The following is a 19,619-nucleotide window of genomic DNA, read 5'->3' as shown; positions in this document are numbered from 1 at the left end:
CGGGCTCGCCGCCGCCGGGTCCTCACCGGACCCCGCCGGATCCGCAGGGTGCTGTTCGGCGTCCTCGGCCCGGTGGAAGCGCGGTCCGCCACGGGAGACCCGGTCTTCGTCGGCGGCCCGAGACCGCGCGCCGCTCGCCCCGCTGCCGATGGACGCGGACCGGGTGGTCAGGCCGGAGAGTGCCCTCGGAAGCGGCGGGCTCGACGCCGCCGCGTGGTCACCCCCGGGGATCGCCGGGCTCGTGCCGCCGTGCTTCGCGGAGGTGGCGGACGAGGCCGATCTCGGAGACGTTCTTGGTCAGCTCGACGGTGACCCAGCCCGCTATGTCGACCAGCGTCTGGTCCTGTCCCCACGGCAGCCCGGCGGTCCTGTCGGCGGAGTCGAGGTCGGCGTCGGTGAGCGGCAGCAGCCCCGCCCGCCAGTCGTCCTTCAGCCCGCGCAGCCAGTCGGCCGCGGCCTCGGCGGTGCCCGGCCAGGTGATCTCCTCGCGCCCGGGGGCCCCTGACCCGAAGCAGTGCCCTAGGGTGGTCGTCCACCAGAAGCCGATGTGCCAGGTCAGCCACCCGATCGAGACGACCGGCGCGGGATCCGGCTCGGGCACCTCCCAGTCGGCCACCCAGCGGCCCCGGCCGTCCGGCCGGACGGTCCAGCAACCCGGTGCGGGCTCCCAGAGGCAGGCCGGATCGTCGAGATCCTTCAGGTGATACTCGAACAGCGCCCACGCGATGTCGAGTTGCCGGATCAGTAGATCAACACGGGGTACGGTCACCCGGGAACTCTGGCACCGCTCCCGGCCGCCCTGCCACAGATTTTCCGCGGCCCGGAGGACACCGGTTCCCACTAGCCGCGAGGACGGGAACCGAAGGACGAGAGACGGAGGACGAGGCCCGGAGGACGAGGAACGGAGCCGGATCAGGGCCAGCTCGGGGCCAGTTCGGAGCCAGTTCGGGACCGGGAGACACGCCGCGGCCACGGCGAACCGACGGGGTCCGGGGCGCCGCCGCGGCCACCGTCACAGCAGTGTCCCGCCCTCGGCCTCGAACGCGCCGAGTGCCCGTTCCAGCTGGGCGAGCGTGTCCGGGTGCAGCGTGAGGTCGGCGGCCTCCAGGTTCTCCCTGATGTGGGCGGGTGCGCGGCTGCCGGGGATCGCCACGACGTGCTCGTCCCGGTGCAGCAGCCATGCCAGGGCGAGCTGGGCGGGGGTGACGCCCAGGCGGGCCGCGATGTCCTTGATCGGGGCGTAGCGGTCGTTGTTCCTGGCCAGGTTCCCGGCGGAGAAGCGCGGCGCGTTGTGCCGGAAGTCCCCCTCACCCAGGCCGCTGACCGTACCCGTCAGGAAGCCGTTGCCCAGCGGGCTCCACGCGACGATCCCGACCCCCAGCTCGCGGGCGGTCGCCAGCAGGTCGGCGTCGACGGGCCGCCACATGGACCACTCGTTCTGCACGGCGGCCACCGGGTGCACGGCGTGCGCCGCGCGCAACTGCCCGGCGGTCACGTTGGACAGGCCCAGGTGCCTGACCAGGCCGTCCCTGACCAGTTCGGCCATCGCGGCGACCGTCTCCCCGATCGGCACCCCGGGGTCCGGGTAGTGCGCGTAGTAGAGGTCGATCACGTCGGTGCCGAGGTTGCGCAGGCTCCGTTCGGCGTAGCCTCGGACCAGCCGCGCCTCACCGTTCACCCTCAGCTCGCCGAACGCGTAGCCCACGGGGAAGGACCTGCCCGTCTCCCCCTCGGGGATGGCGAGGCCGAACTTGGTGGCGATCACCACCTCGTCCCTGCGTCCCCTGATCGCCCTGCCCACCAGGCGCTCGTTGTGCCCGCCGGGGCCGTAGGCGTCGCTGGTGTCCACATGGTAGGCGCCCGCGTCGAGGGCCGTCCTGAGCGCCGTCTCCGCGCGGGCGTCGTCGATGTCGCCGTAGACGCCGGGCGACAGCACCATGGCCCCGAAGCCGATCGCCGGGACCTTCAGGTCTCCAAGTTCACGTGTCCGCATGACGGCCACTCTGCGCCCGCGGGCCTCCCGCCGTCCAAGACCCGTCGTGATAACCGTTGGTTATGAGGATGGCCGGGCGCGCCGCGACGGTGGTGCCTCCCCCGAGGGAGGCGGCCTCAGCCCGAAGCCGTATCGTGCCGTGCCTCGGCAGGCACCGGCGAGGTCGCGTGCCGCGTTCCTTCCCCGCAGCGCGCCCCACACGGCCAGGGCACCCAGCTTGACCGTCAGCAGGACCACGAATAGCCACGGCCCCGCTCCGCCGGACGCGACCCGGCCTCGCCGGAGCGGGTAGGTGCCGGTAGGAGGCTTCTTTCGACCGCCGGGGTGAGATCTGGGTACCCGCCGGGCCGGCGAGGTCGTCCCGCAGGGCATGGGCGGGTATCACCGATGCGATCGTCGGGTATGGTGGCGCCGTCCGAGTCCGGGTATGTGCCCGGAGAAGGGAACGGACCCTGCCCCCGTCCGTGTTCCCATCCGCGGCGGGCCGCCTCGCTCGCGATCGCGGCCGGTGAAGATCGTTGGTTTGTCAGGAGGGTCGGATGCGGGGACGAGCACACGGGGAAGCGCCGGTGGGGAGAAGGGTCTCCCGGGCCGCTGTCTCGGATGTGCGAGTTGCTTGACGAGGGCGCCGTGCCGGTGCCGGGGGGACGCCACCTCACGACGGTCGCCGATCTGCCGGACGAGGTGTTCGACGAGGCGCGGCTGGCCGCGGTACGCGCCACGGGGCTGCTGGACGGCGAGCCGGAGGCGGTCTTCGACGACCTGGCCGAGCTGGCGGCGACCTCCGTCGGGGTCGAGCGGGCCTTCCTCACCCTGGTCGACGACCGGCGCTCGTTCTGGCTCAGCGCCGTCGGCATGGGGGTGCTGAGCGCCGGTGAGCGCCAGAACGCGGCGTGGGAAAGCCCCTGCCACATCCTCGTCGCCACCGACCGGCCGCTGGTCGTCTCCGACGCGGTGACCGACCCTCGGGTACGGAGTCTGGCCGCGGTGGGCAAGCTGGGTATCGGCGCCTGGGCGGGATACCCCATTCACGGCCCGGACGGCGAGGTGCTGGGCGGGCTGTGCGTGGTCGACTCCCGCTCCCGCGTCTGGAACGAGCGCCAGCTCAAGACGCTGGACACCCTGGCCAGGGCCGTGACCGCCGAGATCCGGCTGCGGCACGCGCTGGTCACCGCCGAGCGGCAGGTCCGCGAGCTGGAGAGCTCCTGGCTGGCCTCCACCACGCTGGCGCGCACGCTGCAGCAGAGCCTGCTGCCCCCCGTCCTGGCCCAGGTCCCCGGCATCGAGACCGCGGCCCTGTACCTGTCGGCCAGCGGCGGGGCGGAGGTGACGGGCGACTTCTACGACCTGTTCCCCGTCAGCGGCTCGCGCTGGTGCGTGGTGCTGGGAGATGTGTGCGGCAAGGGGGTGGAGGCCGCCACGGTCACCGCGCTGGCCCGCTACACCCTGCGCGCCGACGCGCCCCGGCACCTGTCGCCCAGCCGGGTGCTGGACCAGCTCAACGACGCCCTTCGCGCCCAGCAGGTGCCGGTGGGCCGCTTTCTGACGGTCGTCTGCGCGATCTTCCGGCCCGAGGGCGACAGGTTCGTCGGCCTGCTGTGCACCGCCGGTCATCCACCGGCCCTGCTGCGCCGCGCGGACGGCACCGTGCACGAGCTGTTCGGCGCCGGGGCCGCGCTGGGCATATTCGACGACATCCACCTGCACAACGTGCGCTTCGAGCTGGGCCCCGGCGACGTCCTGCTGTTCTACACCGACGGCGTCACCGAGGCACGCCAGAAGGGCGGCGTCGACTTCTTCGGCGAGGAGGGCCTCGCCCGGCTGCTGGCCGGTTGCGCGGACCTGAGCGCCGAGCAGGTCATCACCCGGGTCAGGGACGCGGTCCTGGCCCACACCGGTGACGAGGCCGGTGACGACACGGCCCTGCTCGCCCTGCGCGTACCACCACGGCCGCTGTAAGCCACGGCGGCGGACCGGTTCTCCGGCGACGCTCCGCACGCCGCCCGTTGAAGGGCCGCCACTCCCGCGGTGCGGGAGACTGGGGAGGTGACCATCGAGAACAGCCGTCCCGGTCCGCCCGTGACCAGTGTCTCCATCGTGCTGCTCACGCTGGCGCGCCGGATCGAGACCGAACTCAACGCCGCCCTCGCGTCGCTCGATCTCACGGTCAGCAGGCTCGGCCTGCTCGGTCACATCGCGGGGGTGCCCGGGGTGTCGTTCAGCGACCTGGCACGGATGTCCGGTACGACGGTCCAGAGCGTCCACGCCGCGGTGAAGGTGCTCGTCGGCGCCGGTCTGGTGCGCGACAACACCGCCCGCGCCGGTTCCGCGTCGGCCATCGAGCTCACGCCCGAGGGCGCGCGTCTCCTCGACGCGGCGACGGAGGTGATGGCCAAGGTCGACGACCTGCTGTTCGGGCCCGCCGCGGACCCGATCCAGCGACAGGTCGCCGATGCCGTACGCGCCGCGTTCGAGGGTCCCTCCACGCCCTGACCCGCCCGTACGGCACCTTTTCGCCCTGACCCGCTCGTACGCCGTCCTTCGCTCTTTAGCTTCAGGTTGCCTGAAGCTTTCGTGTTAGGCTTCAGGCTGCCTGAAGGTTGCGAGGAAGGGAGAATCCGTGGAAGCCGTGCTGCTCTCGATCCATGTGCTCGCCGGCATCGTGTTCGTCGGGGGCTCGGCCGTCGCGACGAGCCTGTTCCCCCGCTACGCGCCGGTCGCCGCGGGCGTTCCCGCAGGTCCGGCCGCCGGGGGCGGCCCGGCCGGATCGCCGCCGGAGGCTCCGGAGGTCTCCGGGGAGCGGAACCGGGCCGTCGCCGTCGTGCTGCACCGCGTCACCCGGGTCTACGGCATCTTCGGCGTCGTCGTACCCTTCGTCGGGATCGTCCTGGCCTTCGTCCAGGGGCGGACCGGTGAGGTATGGATACTCGTCTCCATGGTTCTCACCGCGGTCGCGGGCGGCCTGCTGGCGCTGCGGATCTATCCGGCCCAGCGCGACGCGCTCGCCGAGCCCGACGACGGCGCACGCCTGCGCTCGCTCTCCATGGTCGCCGGGTTCTACAACCTGCTGTGGGCGGCCGTCGTCGTCCTGATGATCGTTCGTCCGGGCGCCTATCCGTGAGCGCGTCCCCGGCGGCGGGCCGGTGAGGTGTCCCACCGGCCCGCCGTCACCGGCTCCTCACCGGGAAGGCCGGGAGGCGGTCAGCGTTCCGCGTCGTCGGTGAGCAGGAAGTCGGGCCGGGAGTGATCCCATCCCGGCGCGTTCAGCGCGTTCAGTGCCGAGACGATCCGCTTCTCCTCGTAGACGAAGTGCGTCTCCATCAGCGCGGCGAGACTGTCGATCTCCCTTCGCGCCGTGACGGGGTCGATCTTCCCGTTCAGGTCGCCGAGGAGCGCCTCCAGCCGCCGGAGGGAGTCGTCCACCAGCCGGTGGTCGCGGCGCAGCTCGTCCAGCACCGGGCGGAGCTCGGGGAACCGCTCGGCGAGCCTGGGGAACGCGCCGTCGTCCTCGCCGTTGTGATGCCGGTCCAGGGCGGAGCAGAAGGTCAGGCAGTGGGCTCGCAGCTCCCGGGGCCGCACGCCGCCGCCGTCGAGATAGGCGTCGAGGCCCTCGCGGAGCGCGGCGAGCTCCTCGCGGAGCCAGATGTGTACTTCGATCAACTGGTTGCCGAACGCCATCAGGCGCCCGTCGGGTGTTTCCATGGTTGTCCCGCTGTCGCGCGCCTCCATGTCCTCGGCGATCTCTTTGCCGGGTACACCGCGACGCTGGCAGGGACTCCATCATCGTCGCGGCGATTCGTCAAACCGCGCCTGGGCCGCCTCGGCCCGTACTTCCGGCTTCGCGTGGGGAGCGGGCCGTTCGTGAGGGGCCCCACCTGGAACGGGCCCGCCGCCACACGTGTTGGCGGTGTCGAGGCCGGGAGCGGTCCGTTACCCTCGACGCCACGGGCGCTCGCGGCCATCGTTCCGTGCCCGCTTGACGTCTCAGGGTATTTTATGGTTACTTAGTAGGAAATGTAGACAATAGGGGTCCGGGGCGTGGAGGCGCGGTCACGGGCTCGGCTCGCGGACGACGGTGACGGCTGAGCCGAACAGCAGGCGTTGATTCTTTGCGGCCGGTGGGGGATGCGAAAATCGCATCGATGACCGCTGCTTCTTTTCCCGGCGGAGAGTCGTATGGAATTGATGGGTTCTCAGGTTGAAATCGACCGACCGGCGGACGCGCCGCACCGGAGAGGAATCGCGGTCCATGAGTTTTCGCGCCTTTCCGCCGCCCCGCTCGTCTCCTCCCTGGAATTGCTCAGGGAGGTCTTCGGAGACGCGGGACTCGACGAGAGGACATCGGCGCGGGTCGCGGATCTGTTCGGGCAGTGGCTTCGGGAAAGGTCCGCTACCGAGGAGGCCGGAACGCCGGGGTCGGTGCGGCGGCTGCTCTGGCGGGGCCGCGTGGACCAGGCCGTGCGGACGCTGCGGGAGCTGCGGGAACCTGGCGGCCCCGCCGGTCCCGGCACGGAGGCCGCGGGACCGTTCCACGACGTGATCGACTGGGTCTCCTGCTGGTATCCGGGCCTGCGGGCCCGCCTGGACGAGACGGACCAGGGCGCGGGCCGGGCCGTCGAGGTCGAGGTGGCCACCGGCCTGGAGGGGGTACGGGTGCTGTCCGCCTACCTGGCCGGGCACGAGGGCCGGAAGGCCGTCACCCGCGCCGAGCAGGTCCTGCGGCTGTGCCCCATGGGGGAGGCGGCGCTGGACTCGCTCACCGCCGCGCTCGTCACCCTGGTCTACGCCGACCGCGCGGACCTGGCCCGGCGGTGGTGCGAGCCGCTGCTCGAACAGACCACGACCCACTGTGCCCCGAACTGGCAGGGAATGTTCGCGGCGATCCGGGCCGAGACCGCGGTTCGCCAGGGACGGCTCCAGGAGGCGGAGCGGTGCGCCCACGCGGCGCTCACCCACATGCCGATGGCCGCGTGGGGCGTGGCCCTCGGCTTCCCCCTCGCCGCCATGGTGACCGCGAAGGTCGGCATGGGCAAGTACGAGGACGCCGCCCGCTACCTGGCCGTGCCTGTTCCCGAGGCCACGTTCGAGACGCCCGTCGGGCTGCACTACCTGTTCGCGCGCGGCGGCTACCGGCTGGCGTCCGGCGCCCCGGAGGCCGCCCTCGCCGACTTCCGGACCTGCGGCGACCTCATGGAACGCTGGGGCGTCGACCTGCCGGGAATCGTCGCCTGGCGTCTCGGCGCCGCACGGGCGTGCCTGGACCTGGGCCGGACCAAGGAGGCGAGGACGCTCATCAACGGCCAGCTGGCCACCCTGGGCCCCGCCAGGACCCGTACCAGGGGCATCGCGACACGCCTGCGGGCGGCGACGCTCGCCGTCGAGGCGCGCCCGGCCGTCCTGGAGGAGGCCGTGGAGATCCTGCAGACCTCCCAGGACCAGTTCGAGCTGGCCCTCGCGCTCGCGGAGCTCGGCTGTGCCCACTCCCGTCTGGGTGAGTCCCACCGGGCCAGGACCGTCCAGCGCAGGGCCCGCCACATCGCGAACTCCTGCGGCGCCGAGTCGCTGACCGACGCGCTCTCACGGAGCCTGCCGGGCCCTGCCGAGACCCCCGCCCCCGCGGGCCCCGGTGACGTGGACCTCAGCGACGCCGAACGCAGGGTCGCCACCCTGGCCTCCCAGGGATATACGAACCGGCAGATCTCCGGAAAGCTTTACATCACGGTGAGCACGGTCGAGCAGCATCTGACGCATATTTACCGGAAGCTCGGCGTTTCCCGGCGGGTCGATCTCCCCGCTTTCCTTGATTAACCACCCCTAGGGGTTGCTAGGGGTGCTCCATTCGGATGTGAATGGCGAGAATTGTGCCAGCTTTTCGCGCCGGTTCACGATATGGAGCAAAGATGAGTATCGGCCATTCGACGTCGAAGGATTGGGGAAGCGGGCCGGCCGACGCGATCGCCGTCGTCGGAATGGCATGCCGGTTGCCGCACGCCCCCGACCCCGGCGCGTTCTGGAACCTGCTGCGCGAGGAACGCTCCGCGATCACGGAGGTGCCCGCCGGTCGCTGGGGCGGGGGAGTGCCGGTCCCCCGGTTCGGAGGGTTCCTCGACGACGTCGACCGGTTCGACCCCGAGTTCTTCGCGATCTCCCCGCGTGAGGCGGCGGCGATGGACCCGCAGCAGCGCCTCGTCCTGGAACTGGCCTGGGAGGCGCTCGAGGACGCCAGGATCCTGCCCGCCGACCTGGCGGCCACCCCCACCGGCGTCTTCGTCGGCGCCATCGCGGCCGACTACGCCGCCCTCCTGCACCGGCAGGGGACGGACGCCATCACCCGCCACACGATGACCGGGCTCAACCGCGGCCTCATCGCCAACCGGGTCTCCTACGCGCTGGGGCTTCGCGGGCCGAGCCTCACGGTCGACTCCGCCCAGTCCTCGTCCCTGGTGGCCGTCCATCTCGCCGCCGAGAGCCTGCGCGGGGGCGAGTCCACCCTCGCGATCGCGGCCGGGGTGAACCTGAACATCGTCGTCGACGCCACCGTCGCCGCCGAGAGGTTCGGCGGGCTCTCGCCGGACGGGCGCTGCTTCACCTTCGACGCCCGCGCGAACGGCTACGTACGCGGCGAGGGAGGCGGCGTCGTCGTCCTCAAGCCGCTGGCCAGGGCCGTCGCCGACGGCGACCGGATCCACTGCGTCATCCGGGGCAGCGCCGTCAACAACGACGGCGACCCGGGCGCGGGAACCAGCGGGAACGGCGGCAGGGGCGGGGGTCTCACCGTGCCGAACCCGGACGCGCAGGCCGAGGTGATCCGGCTCGCCGCCGAACGCGCGGGCGTGGCACCCGGCGCCGTCCAGTACGTCGAACTCCACGGCACCGGGACGAGGGTCGGCGACCCGATCGAGGCCGAGGCGCTCGGCGCCGCGCTGGGCGCGGGCCGGACCTCCGCCGACGCGCTCGCGGTCGGATCGGCCAAGACGAACGTCGGGCACCTGGAGGGCGCCTCGGGCATCGTCGGCCTGCTCAAGGTGGCGCTGAGCATCGCGCACCGGCGGATCCCGGCCAGCCTCAACTTCGAGACACCGAACCCGGACATCCCCTTCGACCGGCTCAACCTGCGCGTGCAGTCGGGCACCGGCCCCTGGCCGAGGCAGGACCGGCCACTCGTCGCCGGGGTCAGCTCGTTCGGCATGGGCGGCACCAACTGCCACGTCGTGCTCGCCGAACCACCGGCTCCCGAGAGCGGTGTGGTCCCGGAAAGGCCCCCGGGAACCGGCGAGACCGGGACGGCTCCGAGGGGGAGACCGGAGGTCGGCGGGGCCGAGGCGGTCTCGGCGGTGGCGCCGGAGGTCGGGGTGTTCTCGCGGGTGGAGCCGGGAACGGGTGCGGCCGGGGTGGTCCCGTGGGTGCTGTCGGGGGCGAGCGAGGCCGCGTTGCGCGACCAGGCCGCCCGGCTGCACGCCTCCCTCACCGCGCGCGACTCCTTCGGCCCGGCGGACGTGGCGCTGTCGCTCGCCGCGACCCGGACGGCGTTCAGACACCGGGCGGTGCTCGTGGGCGACCGCGCCGAGCTCCTCGACGGCCTGCGGGCACTGGCCGGGGGAGACCAGGCGGCCTCCCTCGTACGGGGCACGGCCAGGCCCGGCGGCGGCACCGTGTTCGTCTTCCCCGGGCAGGGATCCCAGTGGGAGGGCATGGCCGCCGACCTGCTGCGTACCTCACCGGTGTTCGCCCGGCACGTCCGGGAGTGCGCGGACGCCCTCGCGCCGCACGTCGGCTGGTCGCTGGTCGACCTGCTCACCGGACGTCCCGGTACGCCTCCACGGGACCGCGTGGACGTTGTGCAGCCGGTGCTCTTCGCGGTGATGGTCTCGCTCGCGCGGCTGTGGGGGGCGGCGGGCGTCCATCCCGACGCCGTCATCGGCCACTCGCAGGGGGAGATCGCCGCCGCCCACATCGCCGGTGCCCTGTCACTCGACGACGCCGCCGCGATCGTCGCCCTGCGCAGCAGGGCCATCGCCGCCATCGCGGGCACAGGGGGGATGGCCTCCGTCCTGCTTCCCGTGGGGCCGGTACGCGAACGGCTGGCCCGCTGGGACGGGCGGCTCGGTGTCGCGGCCGTCAACGGCCCCGCGTCCACCGTGGTCTCCGGCGACGCCGAGGCGCTCGCGGAGCTCCTCGGCGAATACGGGCGGGAAGGCGTTCGGGTACGGAACGTCCCCGTCGACTACGCGTCCCACTCGCCCCATGTGGAGCCGGTGCGGCAGCGTCTCCTCGACGAGCTGGCCGGGATCCGGCCGGGGGCGTCGGACGTCGCCTTCTACTCCACCGTCACCGGCGGCAGGCTCGACACCGCCGAACTCACGGCCGACTACTGGTACCGCAACCTGCGCCAGACCGTGGAGCTCGAACGGGCGGTCCTGGCCGCCGTCGCCGACGGGCACCGCGTTTTCGTCGAGAGCAGCCCGCATCCGATTCTCACCGAGGGCATCGGGGAGAGCGCCGGTGACGTGCTCGCGACCGGCACGCTCCGGCGCGACCACGGCGGCCCGCGCCAGTTCCTCACCGCGCTCGCCAGGGTGCACACCCACGGCGGGGCCGTACGCTGGCCGGACGTCATCGGCACCGGGGCCGGTCTGGTCGACCTGCCCACCTACGCCTTCCAGCGCCGCCGCATGTGGATCGACACGGCTCCAGCGGCGGAGACCTCCGAGGACGTTCCCGGGAAGACCGCCGAACTCGCCGTACGGGTCGAGGGGCTCGGCGAGCGGGAGCGTACGGCCCTCGACCTGGTCCGGGCGAGCGCGGCGATCGTGCTCGGCCACGCGGCGGGGAGCGCGGTCGACGGGGACCTCACGTTCAAGGACCTCGGCTTCGACTCGGCGGCGGGGGTCGAGTTCCGCGACCGGCTGGCCGAGGCGACCGGCCTGCGCCTGCCCGCCTCGCTCGTCTACGACCGCCCGACGCCCCGAGCCGTCGCCGCCTACCTGAACGCCGAGGTCACCGGCACCGCGCCGGAACCGGAGGGGCCCGCGCGGACGGCACTCGCGACAGGGGAGCCGATCGCGATCGTCGCGATGAGCGGCCGCTGGCCCGGCGGCGCCGGATCGCCCGAGGAACTGTGGCGGCTGCTGCTGTCCGGCCGGGACGTGATCGGCGGCTTTCCCGACAACAGGGGCTGGGACGTGGACCGGCTCCTCGCCCCGGACGGGCCCGGCACGTCCGCCACCCGGGAGGGCGGCTTCCTGCACGACGCCGACCGGTTCGACGCCGCCTTCTTCGGGCTGAGCCCGCGCGAGGCCACGGCGATGGACCCGCAGCAGCGGCTGCTGCTCGAATCGTCGTGGGAACTCTACGAGCGGGCCGGGATCGACCCCTCGGGCCAGCGCGGCAGCCGTACGGGCGTGTTCGTCGGCGTGATCCCGCAGGAGTACGGCCCCCGCCTGCACGAGACGTCGGAGGGCTACGAAGGCCACGCCCTCACCGGCACCCTGACCAGCGTCGCCTCCGGCAGGCTGGCCTACACGCTGGGGCTGGAAGGCCCCGCGATCACCGTCGACACCGCCTGCTCGTCCTCTCTGGTGGCCATGCACCTGGCGGTCCAGGCGCTCCGCGCGGGCGAGTGCGAGCTGGCCGTCGCGGGCGGCGTCACGGTGATGTCCGCGCCGGGCATGTTCACCGAGTTCAGCCGCCAGGGCGGGCTCGCGCCCGACGGCAGGTGCAAGCCGTTCGCCGCCGCCGCCGACGGCACCGCGTGGTCGGAGGCGGCCGGGCTGGTCCTGCTGGAACCGCTGTCGGCCGCCCGGCGCCACGGTCACCCGGTACTCGCCGTCGTCCGGGGCAGCGCGGTGAACCAGGACGGCGCCAGCAACGGGCTCACCGCTCCCAACGGCCCCTCGCAGGAGCGGGTCATCCGGGAGGCCCTCGCCGGTGCCGGGCTGTCGCCCGCCGACGTCGACGCCGTCGAGGCGCACGGGACGGGGACCGCGCTGGGCGACCCGATCGAGGCGCGGGCACTGCTGGCGACCTACGGCCGCGACCGCCACGAGGGAAACCCGCTGCTGCTCGGCTCGTCGAAGTCACACCTCGGCCACACCCAGGCCGCCGCGGGCGTCACCGGCGTCATCGCGATGGTCCAGGCACTCCGGCACGCGACCCTGCCGCCGACCCTGCACATCGACCGGCCGTCACCGCACGTCGACTGGACGGCGGGCGCCGTCTCGCTCCTGACCGAGGCCACCCCGTGGCCGGAGACAGGTCGCCCCCGCCGGGCCGCCGTCTCCTCCTTCGGCATCAGCGGCACCAACGCCCACCTCGTCCTGGAGCAGGCCCCCGAGGAAAACGAACCACACGAACAGCCGGGCACTTCCGATGAGTCCCGTGGTCCGGTCGCGGTCGCCGTTCCCGGCGAGTCCGGCGGTCTGGTCGGGATCGCCGAGGCCGATTCCGGTGAGTCCCGTGGTCTTGTCGGGATCGCCGTTCCCGATGAATCGGGGGAATCCGGTGAGTCCCGCAGCCTGGTCGGGGTCGCCGTTCCCGGTGAATCGGGGGAATCCGGTGAATCCCGTGGCCTGATCGCGGTCGCCGATTCCGGTGGATCCGGTGAGTCCCGCAGCCTGGTCGGGGTCGCCGTTCCCGGTGAACCCCGTGGTCTAGTCGGAGTGGCCGTTCACGATGGATCCGGGGAGCCCCGCGAGTCCGGTGTCATTCCGTGGTTTCTCTCGGCGAGAACCGAGGAGGCGCTTCGTGAGCAGGCCGCGCGGCTGCGGGCACGGGTGGCCGCCGACCCCGCGCTCGACGTGGCCGACGTCGGGTTCACCCTGTCCACGGCCCGCGCCGCCCTGGACCACCGCGCCGTCGTGCTCGCCGGGGGCCGTACGGGGTTCCTGGAGGGGCTGGACTCCCTCGTAGAAGGGAGGTCCACCCCGGACGTCGTCCGAGGCGCCGCCACCGGGCCGGGCGGGCTCGCGTTCATGTTCACCGGCCAGGGCAGCCAGCGTCCCGGCATGGGACGGGATCTCGCCTCGGCCTTCCCGGTGTTCGCCGACGCGCTCGGCGCCGTCGTCGCGCACCTGGACGACCATCTCGACCGCCCGATCCTCGACGTCATGTTCGCCGGACCGGACACCGCCGACGCCGCGCTGCTGGACACGACCGCGTACACCCAGCCCGCGCTCTTCGCCTTCGAGGTCGCCCTCCACCGGCTGGCCGAGTCCTTCGGCCTGCGCCCCGACCACCTCATCGGCCACTCCGTCGGTGAACTCGCCGCCGCCCACGTCGCGGGCGTACTGTCACTGCCCGACGCCGCCACCCTCGTCGCCGCCCGGGGCAGGCTCATGCAGGCGGTACCGGCCACCGGCGCGATGGCCGCCCTGCGGGGGACGGAACGGGAGGTCCAGGCGATCCTGGCCGGTCATCGCGGCGAGGTCGACATCGCGGCCGTGAACGGCCCCGACTCCGTGGTCGTCTCCGGGACCGAGACCGTGGTGGCGGAGATCGTGGCGCGCTGGCGGGGGGAGGGGCGCGGGGCCAGGCGGCTGCGGGTCAGCCACGCCTTCCACTCGCCGCACATGGACGCGGTGCTCGACGACTTCCGGCGCGTCGCGGCGGGCCTCGACTTCGCCGCGCCGCGCATCCCGGTGATCTCCAACGTCACCGGCCGCCCGGCCGGTGCGGACGAACTACGCGATCCCGGCTACTGGGTCGATCACATCCGGCGGGCCGTCCGGTTCCGCGACGGGATCGCGGCCCTGCGCGACCTCGGCGTGACCGACTACCTCGAACTCGGTCCCGACGCGGTCCTGACCGCCCTCGCCCACGACTGCCTCGCGGACTCCCCGCCGCGCACCCTCGTCGCCGCGTCCCGCTCCGACCGCTCCGGTCACCCCGACCGCGCCGATCGCCCTGATCGTTCTGGTCGCTCCGGTCATCCCGGCCGCTCCGACGGCCCCGATCGTCCCGGAGGTCAGGGCCGTCCCGGCCACTTTGGGCGTACGGAGGTCCGGGCGTTCACCTCGGCGCTCGCCCGCCTGCACGTCCACGGTGTGGGTGTCGACTGGCGGGCGGCCCCGGGCGGCCGCGACGCGCGGCTGGTCGACCTGCCCACCTACGCCTTCCAGCGACGCCGGTTCTGGCTGGACACCTCCTCCGCCGTCTCCGGCCCCGCCGCCGCGGGGCTGGAGGCGGCGGGCCACCCGCTGCTCGGCGCGGCGGCCGACCTGGCGGGCGGTGAGGGCTCGCTCCTGACCGGACGGCTCTCGTCCCGCACCCGGCCCTGGCTCGCCGACCACGTGGTCTCCGGTGGCGCGTTGCTTCCCGGTACGGCGTTCGTCGAGCTCGCCCTGCACGCCGCCGACCGGCACGGCGGGCTGCGCCTCGACGAGCTGGCGCTGGAGGTCCCCCTGGTCATCCCGGAGCGGGGTGAGGTACAGGTGCAGCTGTTCACCGGCGCCGACGACGGCTCAGGCCGCCGCCCGATCGCGGTCCACTCCCGGACCGGCCCGTCGGACGGCTGGACCCGCCACGCCACCGGCGCCCTGACCGCCGCCGTCCCGGTGTCCGAGGAGGCGGCCGGGGCCTGGCCACCGCCGGGAGCGGTCCCCGTCGACCTGACCGGCCTGTACGAGCGGCTCTCCGGCCGGGGGTACGAGTACGGTCCCGCCTTCCAGGGGCTGGTGGCGGCGTGGCGGCTGGGCGACGACACCCTGGCCGAGGTACGGCTGCCGGACGAGCACCTCGCCGAGGCCGCCGGGTACGGCGTGCACCCGGCCCTCCTCGACGCCGCCCTGCACGCGGTCGTCGGGATCACCTTCTCCGGCGACCGCGTGCAGGGCATCCACCTGCCGTTCTCATGGAACGGGGTGTCACTGGAGGCGTCGGGCGCGACCGCGTTGCGCGTGCGGATCACGCCGACCGGCCCCGGCACGGTCAGGATCACCGCCGCCGACGCCACGGGCGCGCCCGTCGTCTCCGTCGAGTCCCTCACGTTCCGGCCCGTCGCGCCGGAACGGCTCGGCGCCTCCCGTACGCGGGGGCTCGCGGCACCGTACCGGCTGGACTGGGCACCCGTACCCGGGTTCACGTCCACGTCCACGTCCACGTCCGGGGCCGGGGCCGGTGTCGGGAGCAGGGCCGAGTTCGCGCCCACGTCAGGGGCACGGGGCGAGGGCGGGCTCACCTCCGGGTCCGTGCCCGTGCCTGCCGTCCCGTCGTCGGTGCTGGCTCGCTGGGCGGTGGTCGGAGCCGGTCTCGATCTACCCGATGTACCGATATTTCCTGATCTGGGGGCAGCGGGGGCGGCCGTTCCGGACCTCCTGCTCATCCCGGCGACCGCCGGGGACACGCGGCGGGACACGGCACCGGACGCCGTACCCGGCAAGGCACCCGACAAGGCACCGGACACAGCGCCTAACAGAGGGCACGACGCAGGACAGGACACGGGACGGGACAAGGGACACGACACGGAACACGACACGGCGCTGCCGGAGGCGCTGCACGCCGGGACGGTCACGGCGCTGGAGCTACTGCGCGAAGCACTGCTGGACGAGCGGTTCGCGGCGACCCGGCTGGCCCTCGTCACCCGTCGCGCCGTCGCCACCCATCCAGGAGAGGACGTCGAGGACCTCGCGCACGCGGGAATCTGGGGCCTGGGCCGTACAGCACAGACCGAGTTCCCCGGCCGCGTCGTCCTGCTCGACCTCGACCCGTACCCGGAGTCGCGGGTGGCCGTCGCGGCGGCGCTGGCCACGGGCGAGAGCCAGCTCGCGATACGCCGAGGCGAGATCCTCGTACCCCGGCTCGCCCGACCGGCGGCCGGAGACGTCCTGGACCTCCCGAACGAGACCTGGCGGCTGGACGTCACCGCCCCGGGCACGCTGGCGAACCTCGCCGCGCTGCCCGCTCCCGAGACGGAGCGCCCGCTGGCCGAGGGGGAGGTCCGGGTCGCGCTCAGGGCGGCCGGGCTGAACTTCCGGGACGTGCTCATCGCCCTCGGCATGTACCCCGGAGGCGCCAGAATCGGCGCCGAGGGCGCGGGCGTCGTCGTGGAGACCGGGCCGGGCGTGACCGGCCTGGCACCCGGCGACCGCGTCATGGGCCTGATCCACGGGACCGTCGGCCCGCTCGCGGTCACCGACCGGCGCTACCTGACGCGCGTCCCGGCCGGATGGTCGTTCGCGCAGGCAGCCACCGTGCCGGTGGCCTTCCTCACCGCCTACCACGGCCTCGCCGACCTGGCGGGCATCCGCCCCGGCGAGCGGCTGCTGGTCCACGCCGCCACCGGCGGCGTCGGCATGGCGGCCGTCCAGCTCGCCCGGCACTGGCGGGCCGAGGTGTACGGCACCGCCTCACCGGCCAAGTGGGACACCCTGCGCGGGCAGGGGCTCGACGACGACCACATCGCCTCCACCCGCACCCTCGACTTCGAAGCGAGGTTCCCCGCCGTCGACGTCGTCCTCAACTCCCTCGCCCGCGAGTTCACCGACGCGTCCCTGCGCTCGCTGGCGGACGGAGGCAGGTTCGTCGAGCTGGGCAAGACCGACAAACGCCACCCCGCCGACGTGACCGCAGCCCACCCCGGTGTCACGTACGAGGCATTCGACCTGTTCGAGGTGGACCCCGACCGGATCGCCGAGATCCTCGACGCGCTCGCCGTCCTGTTCGACGAGGGCGCGATCCTGCCGCTGCCGGTCACCGCCTGGGACGCCCGGCACGCCCACCACGCTCTGCGTCACCTCAGCCAGGCGCGGCACACCGGCAAGCTGGCCGTCACCCTGCCCGCCCGCCTCGACCCGGCCGGAACCGTCCTCGTCACCGGCGGAACCGGCACGCTGGGCGCCCTCACCGCACGCCACCTGGTCACCCGGCACGGGGTCCGCCACCTGCTGCTCGCCGGTCGGAACGGCCCGGACGCGCCGGGCGCCGCGGAACTGAGCGCGGAACTCACCGCGCTGGGCGCCGAGGTACGCGTCGCCGCGGCCGACGTCGCCGACCGCGCCGCGCTGTCCGCGCTGATCGCCTCCGTACCGGCAGGGCACCCGCTGACGGCCGTCGTGCACGCCGCCGGGACGCTCGACGACGGGGTCCTCGGCTCGCTCACCGCCGAACAGGTACGCGGCACGTTCCGTCCCAAGGCCGACGCCGCCTGGCACCTGCACGAGCTGACCCGCGACCTCGACCTGTCGGCGTTTCTGCTGTTCTCCTCCGCGGCGGGCATCCTGGGCAACGCGGGCCAGGCGGGCTACGCCGCCGCGAACGCCTTCCTCGACGCCCTCGCCCACCACCGCCGCGCGCACGGCCTGCCCGCCACGTCGCTCGCCTGGGGACACTGGGCGCAGACCAGCGGCATGACCCGCGACCTCACCCGGACGGACGTGGCCAGGCTGGCCCGCTCCGGCCTGCCCGCCATGCCGACCGAGTACGCGCTCGGCCTGCTCGACGCCGCGCTGGACGCGCCGGACCCGGTCGTGGTGACGGCCAGGCTCGACCCGCTTGACCGGTCCGACGCCGAAGCGGTCGTCTCCCCGCTGCTGCGGGGGCTGGCGGCCCACGGACGGCCCCGCAGGATCGCCGTACCGGTGGCGGGAACGGCCTCTCCCGCGACCTCCCTCGCCGACGAACTGGCCGACCGGCCGGAGGCCGACCAGCTGCGCAGGCTCCTCACGGTCGTACGGTCCACCGCGGCCACCGTGCTCGGCCACCCGGCCCCCGACGCCATCGACCCCGACCGGGGATTCCTCGACGGCGAGTTCGACTCCCTCAGCAGCGTCGAGCTCCGCAACCGGCTCGACCGGGTCACCGGGCTGCGACTGCCCACCACCCTCGTCTTCGACCATCCCACCCCGCTCGCGCTCGCCGCGTACCTGCGGACCCGGCTCGTCCCGGCCAGGACCCCCGAGCCGGAGGCCGAACTGGACCGGGTCGAGGCCGCCCTCACCGGCGAGGCCCTCGACCCCGGTACGCGCGAACGTGTCCTGGCCCGGCTGAACGGCCTCCTGACCAGGTGGGGCGGCCCGAGGCCCACCCCGGAAGACGATCTCGGGCGCATCGGCGCGGCCACGAACGACGAGATCTTCGAGCTGATCGACAACGAACTGCGCCTCTCGTGAAGGGCACCTCCCCCATGGCTGACGAAGAGAAGCTCCGTACCTACCTCAACAGGGTGACCCTGCAGCTCCAGCAGACCCGGCGGCGTCTCCACGAGGTCGAGTCCGCGGTCAGGGAACCGATCGCGATCGTGGGGATGGCCTGCAGGTTCCCCGGCGGGGTCGCCTCGCCGGAGGACCTGTGGCGGCTGGTGACCGAGGGGCGGGACGTGATCGGTCCCTTCCCCGCCGACCGGGGCTGGGATCTCGACGGCCTCTACCATCCCGACCCGGACCGCAGCGGTAACTCCTACGTGCGCGAGGGCGGGTTCCTGTACGACGCCGCCGACTTCGACGCGGAGTTCTTCGGGATCTCGCCGCGTGAGGCGCTGGCGACCGACCCGCAGCAGCGGCTGCTGCTGGAGACCGCCTGGGAGACGCTGGAGGACGTCGCCGTCGACCCGCTCACCCTGCGCGGCAGCGACACGGGCGTGTTCGTCGGCGCCATCGCCCAGGAGTACGGGCCCAGCCTCCATCACCGTCCGGCGCGCAACACCGACGGCTACGTACTCACCGGCAACACCACCAGCGTGGCGTCGGGCCGTATCGCGTACTCGTTCGGGTTCGAGGGTCCGGCGGTCACGGTCGACACGGCGTGCTCGTCGTCGCTCGTGGCACTGCACCTCGCCGCCCAGGCACTCCGGCTGGGCGAGTGCTCCTTCGCCCTCGCCGGAGGCGCCACGGTCCTCGCCGCCCCCGGGATGTTCATCGAGTTCTCCCGCCAGCGCGGACTGGCCCCGGACGGCCGGATCAAGGCGTTCGCCCAGGCCGCAGACGGTACCGCGTGGGCCGAAGGCGTCGGGATGCTGGCACTCGAACGACTTTCCGACGCCCGCCGCAACGGCCACGAGGTCCTGGCCGTGTTACGCGGCAGCGCGGTGAACCAGGACGGCCGCAGCAGCCAGCTCACCGCTCCGAACGGCCCGTCGCAGCAGCGGGTGATCCGGCAGGCGCTGGCGGGCGCGGGGTTGTCGGGGTCGGAGGTGGACCTGGTCGAGGCGCACGGTACGGGGACGACGCTGGGTGATCCGATCGAGGCGCAGGCGTTGCTGGCGACGTACGGGCAGGGGCGGTCGGTTGGTCGGCCGTTGTGGCTGGGGTCGCTGAAGTCGAACATCGGTCATGCGCAGGCGGCTGCGGGGGTGGCCGGGGTGATCAAGGTGGTGCAGGCGATCCGGCACGGGGTGTTGCCGGGGACGTTGCACGTGGACGAGCCGTCGCCGCACGTGGACTGGTCGGCGGGAGCGGTGGAGTTGTTGGTCGGTGCGCGGGAGTGGCCGGAGCGTGAGGGGCCGCGTCGGGCGGGGGTGTCGGCGTTCGGGGTGAGTGGCACCAACGCTCACGTGATCGTCGAGCAGGCTCCGGATGAGCCCGTTCGGGATGCGGGTTCGGCTTTGGTGGGTGGGGTGGTGCCGTGGGTGGTGTCGGGTCGGTCGGTTGCTGGGTTGCGGGGTCAGGCTGCTCGGTTGGCGGGGTTCGTGGGTGGT

The 19,619-nt window shown here is 73.4% G+C and carries 9 protein-coding genes; 6 read left to right on the top strand and 3 right to left on the bottom strand.

Features of this window, described 5'->3' with window-relative positions:
* Nucleotides 1-217: 217 nt before the first annotated feature.
* Both ACW9TB_RS21360 and ACW9TB_RS21355 read right to left on the bottom strand, forming a co-directional pair.
* Entirely contained in the window at nucleotides 218-769 is a 552-nt protein-coding gene (locus ACW9TB_RS21360; protein ID WP_472749795.1) for a DinB family protein, read from the bottom strand.
* A gap of 243 nt (nucleotides 770-1,012) precedes the next feature.
* On the bottom strand, nucleotides 1,013-1,993 hold the full coding sequence (locus tag ACW9TB_RS21355) for an aldo/keto reductase (protein WP_472749794.1): 981 nt from the start codon (nucleotides 1,991-1,993) through the stop codon (nucleotides 1,013-1,015).
* Nucleotides 1,994-2,596: 603 nt separating this feature from the next.
* On the opposite strand from ACW9TB_RS21355, the gene ACW9TB_RS21350 reads away from it, so the two are divergent.
* The 3 genes from ACW9TB_RS21350 (at nucleotide 2,597) to ACW9TB_RS21340 (ending at nucleotide 5,114) form a co-directional block, all read left to right on the top strand.
* Complete coding sequence (locus ACW9TB_RS21350) at nucleotides 2,597-3,952, top strand: PP2C family protein-serine/threonine phosphatase (protein WP_472749793.1); 1,356 nt, start codon at nucleotides 2,597-2,599, stop codon at nucleotides 3,950-3,952.
* Between the two features lie 87 nt (nucleotides 3,953-4,039).
* On the top strand, nucleotides 4,040-4,486 hold the full coding sequence (locus ACW9TB_RS21345; protein ID WP_472749792.1) for a MarR family winged helix-turn-helix transcriptional regulator: 447 nt from the start codon (nucleotides 4,040-4,042) through the stop codon (nucleotides 4,484-4,486).
* Between the two features lie 127 nt (nucleotides 4,487-4,613).
* The gene (locus ACW9TB_RS21340; protein ID WP_472749791.1) at nucleotides 4,614-5,114 is read left to right on the top strand and encodes a hypothetical protein; all 501 of its coding nucleotides are present in this window, start codon (nucleotides 4,614-4,616) and stop codon (nucleotides 5,112-5,114) included.
* Nucleotides 5,115-5,194: 80 nt separating this feature from the next.
* Here ACW9TB_RS21340 and ACW9TB_RS21335 read toward each other — a convergent pair whose 3' ends face one another.
* On the bottom strand, nucleotides 5,195-5,695 hold the full coding sequence (locus ACW9TB_RS21335; RefSeq protein ID WP_472749790.1) for a hemerythrin domain-containing protein: 501 nt from the start codon (nucleotides 5,693-5,695) through the stop codon (nucleotides 5,195-5,197).
* A 594-nt stretch (nucleotides 5,696-6,289) separates the two neighbouring features.
* On the opposite strand from ACW9TB_RS21335, the gene ACW9TB_RS21330 reads away from it, so the two are divergent.
* The 3 genes from ACW9TB_RS21330 to ACW9TB_RS21320 form a co-directional block, all read left to right on the top strand.
* Nucleotides 6,290-7,801 carry a helix-turn-helix transcriptional regulator gene (locus tag ACW9TB_RS21330; RefSeq protein ID WP_472749789.1) on the top strand — a complete coding sequence of 504 codons (1,512 nt, stop codon included), beginning with the start codon at nucleotides 6,290-6,292 and terminating at the stop codon, nucleotides 7,799-7,801.
* A gap of 92 nt (nucleotides 7,802-7,893) precedes the next feature.
* A complete protein-coding gene (locus tag ACW9TB_RS21325) occupies nucleotides 7,894-18,096 on the top strand; it encodes a type I polyketide synthase (protein ID WP_472749788.1) in 10,203 nt (3,400 codons plus the stop codon).
* 14 nt (nucleotides 18,097-18,110) lie between these two features.
* Nucleotides 18,111-19,619, top strand: a 1,509-nt coding sequence (locus tag ACW9TB_RS21320) for a type I polyketide synthase (RefSeq protein ID WP_472749787.1), incomplete at its 3' end; no start/stop codon positions are given.

The sequence above is a fragment of the Streptosporangium sp. H13245 genome (assembly GCF_055690525.1).
This window is presented reverse-complemented; position numbering and strand designations above follow the sequence as displayed.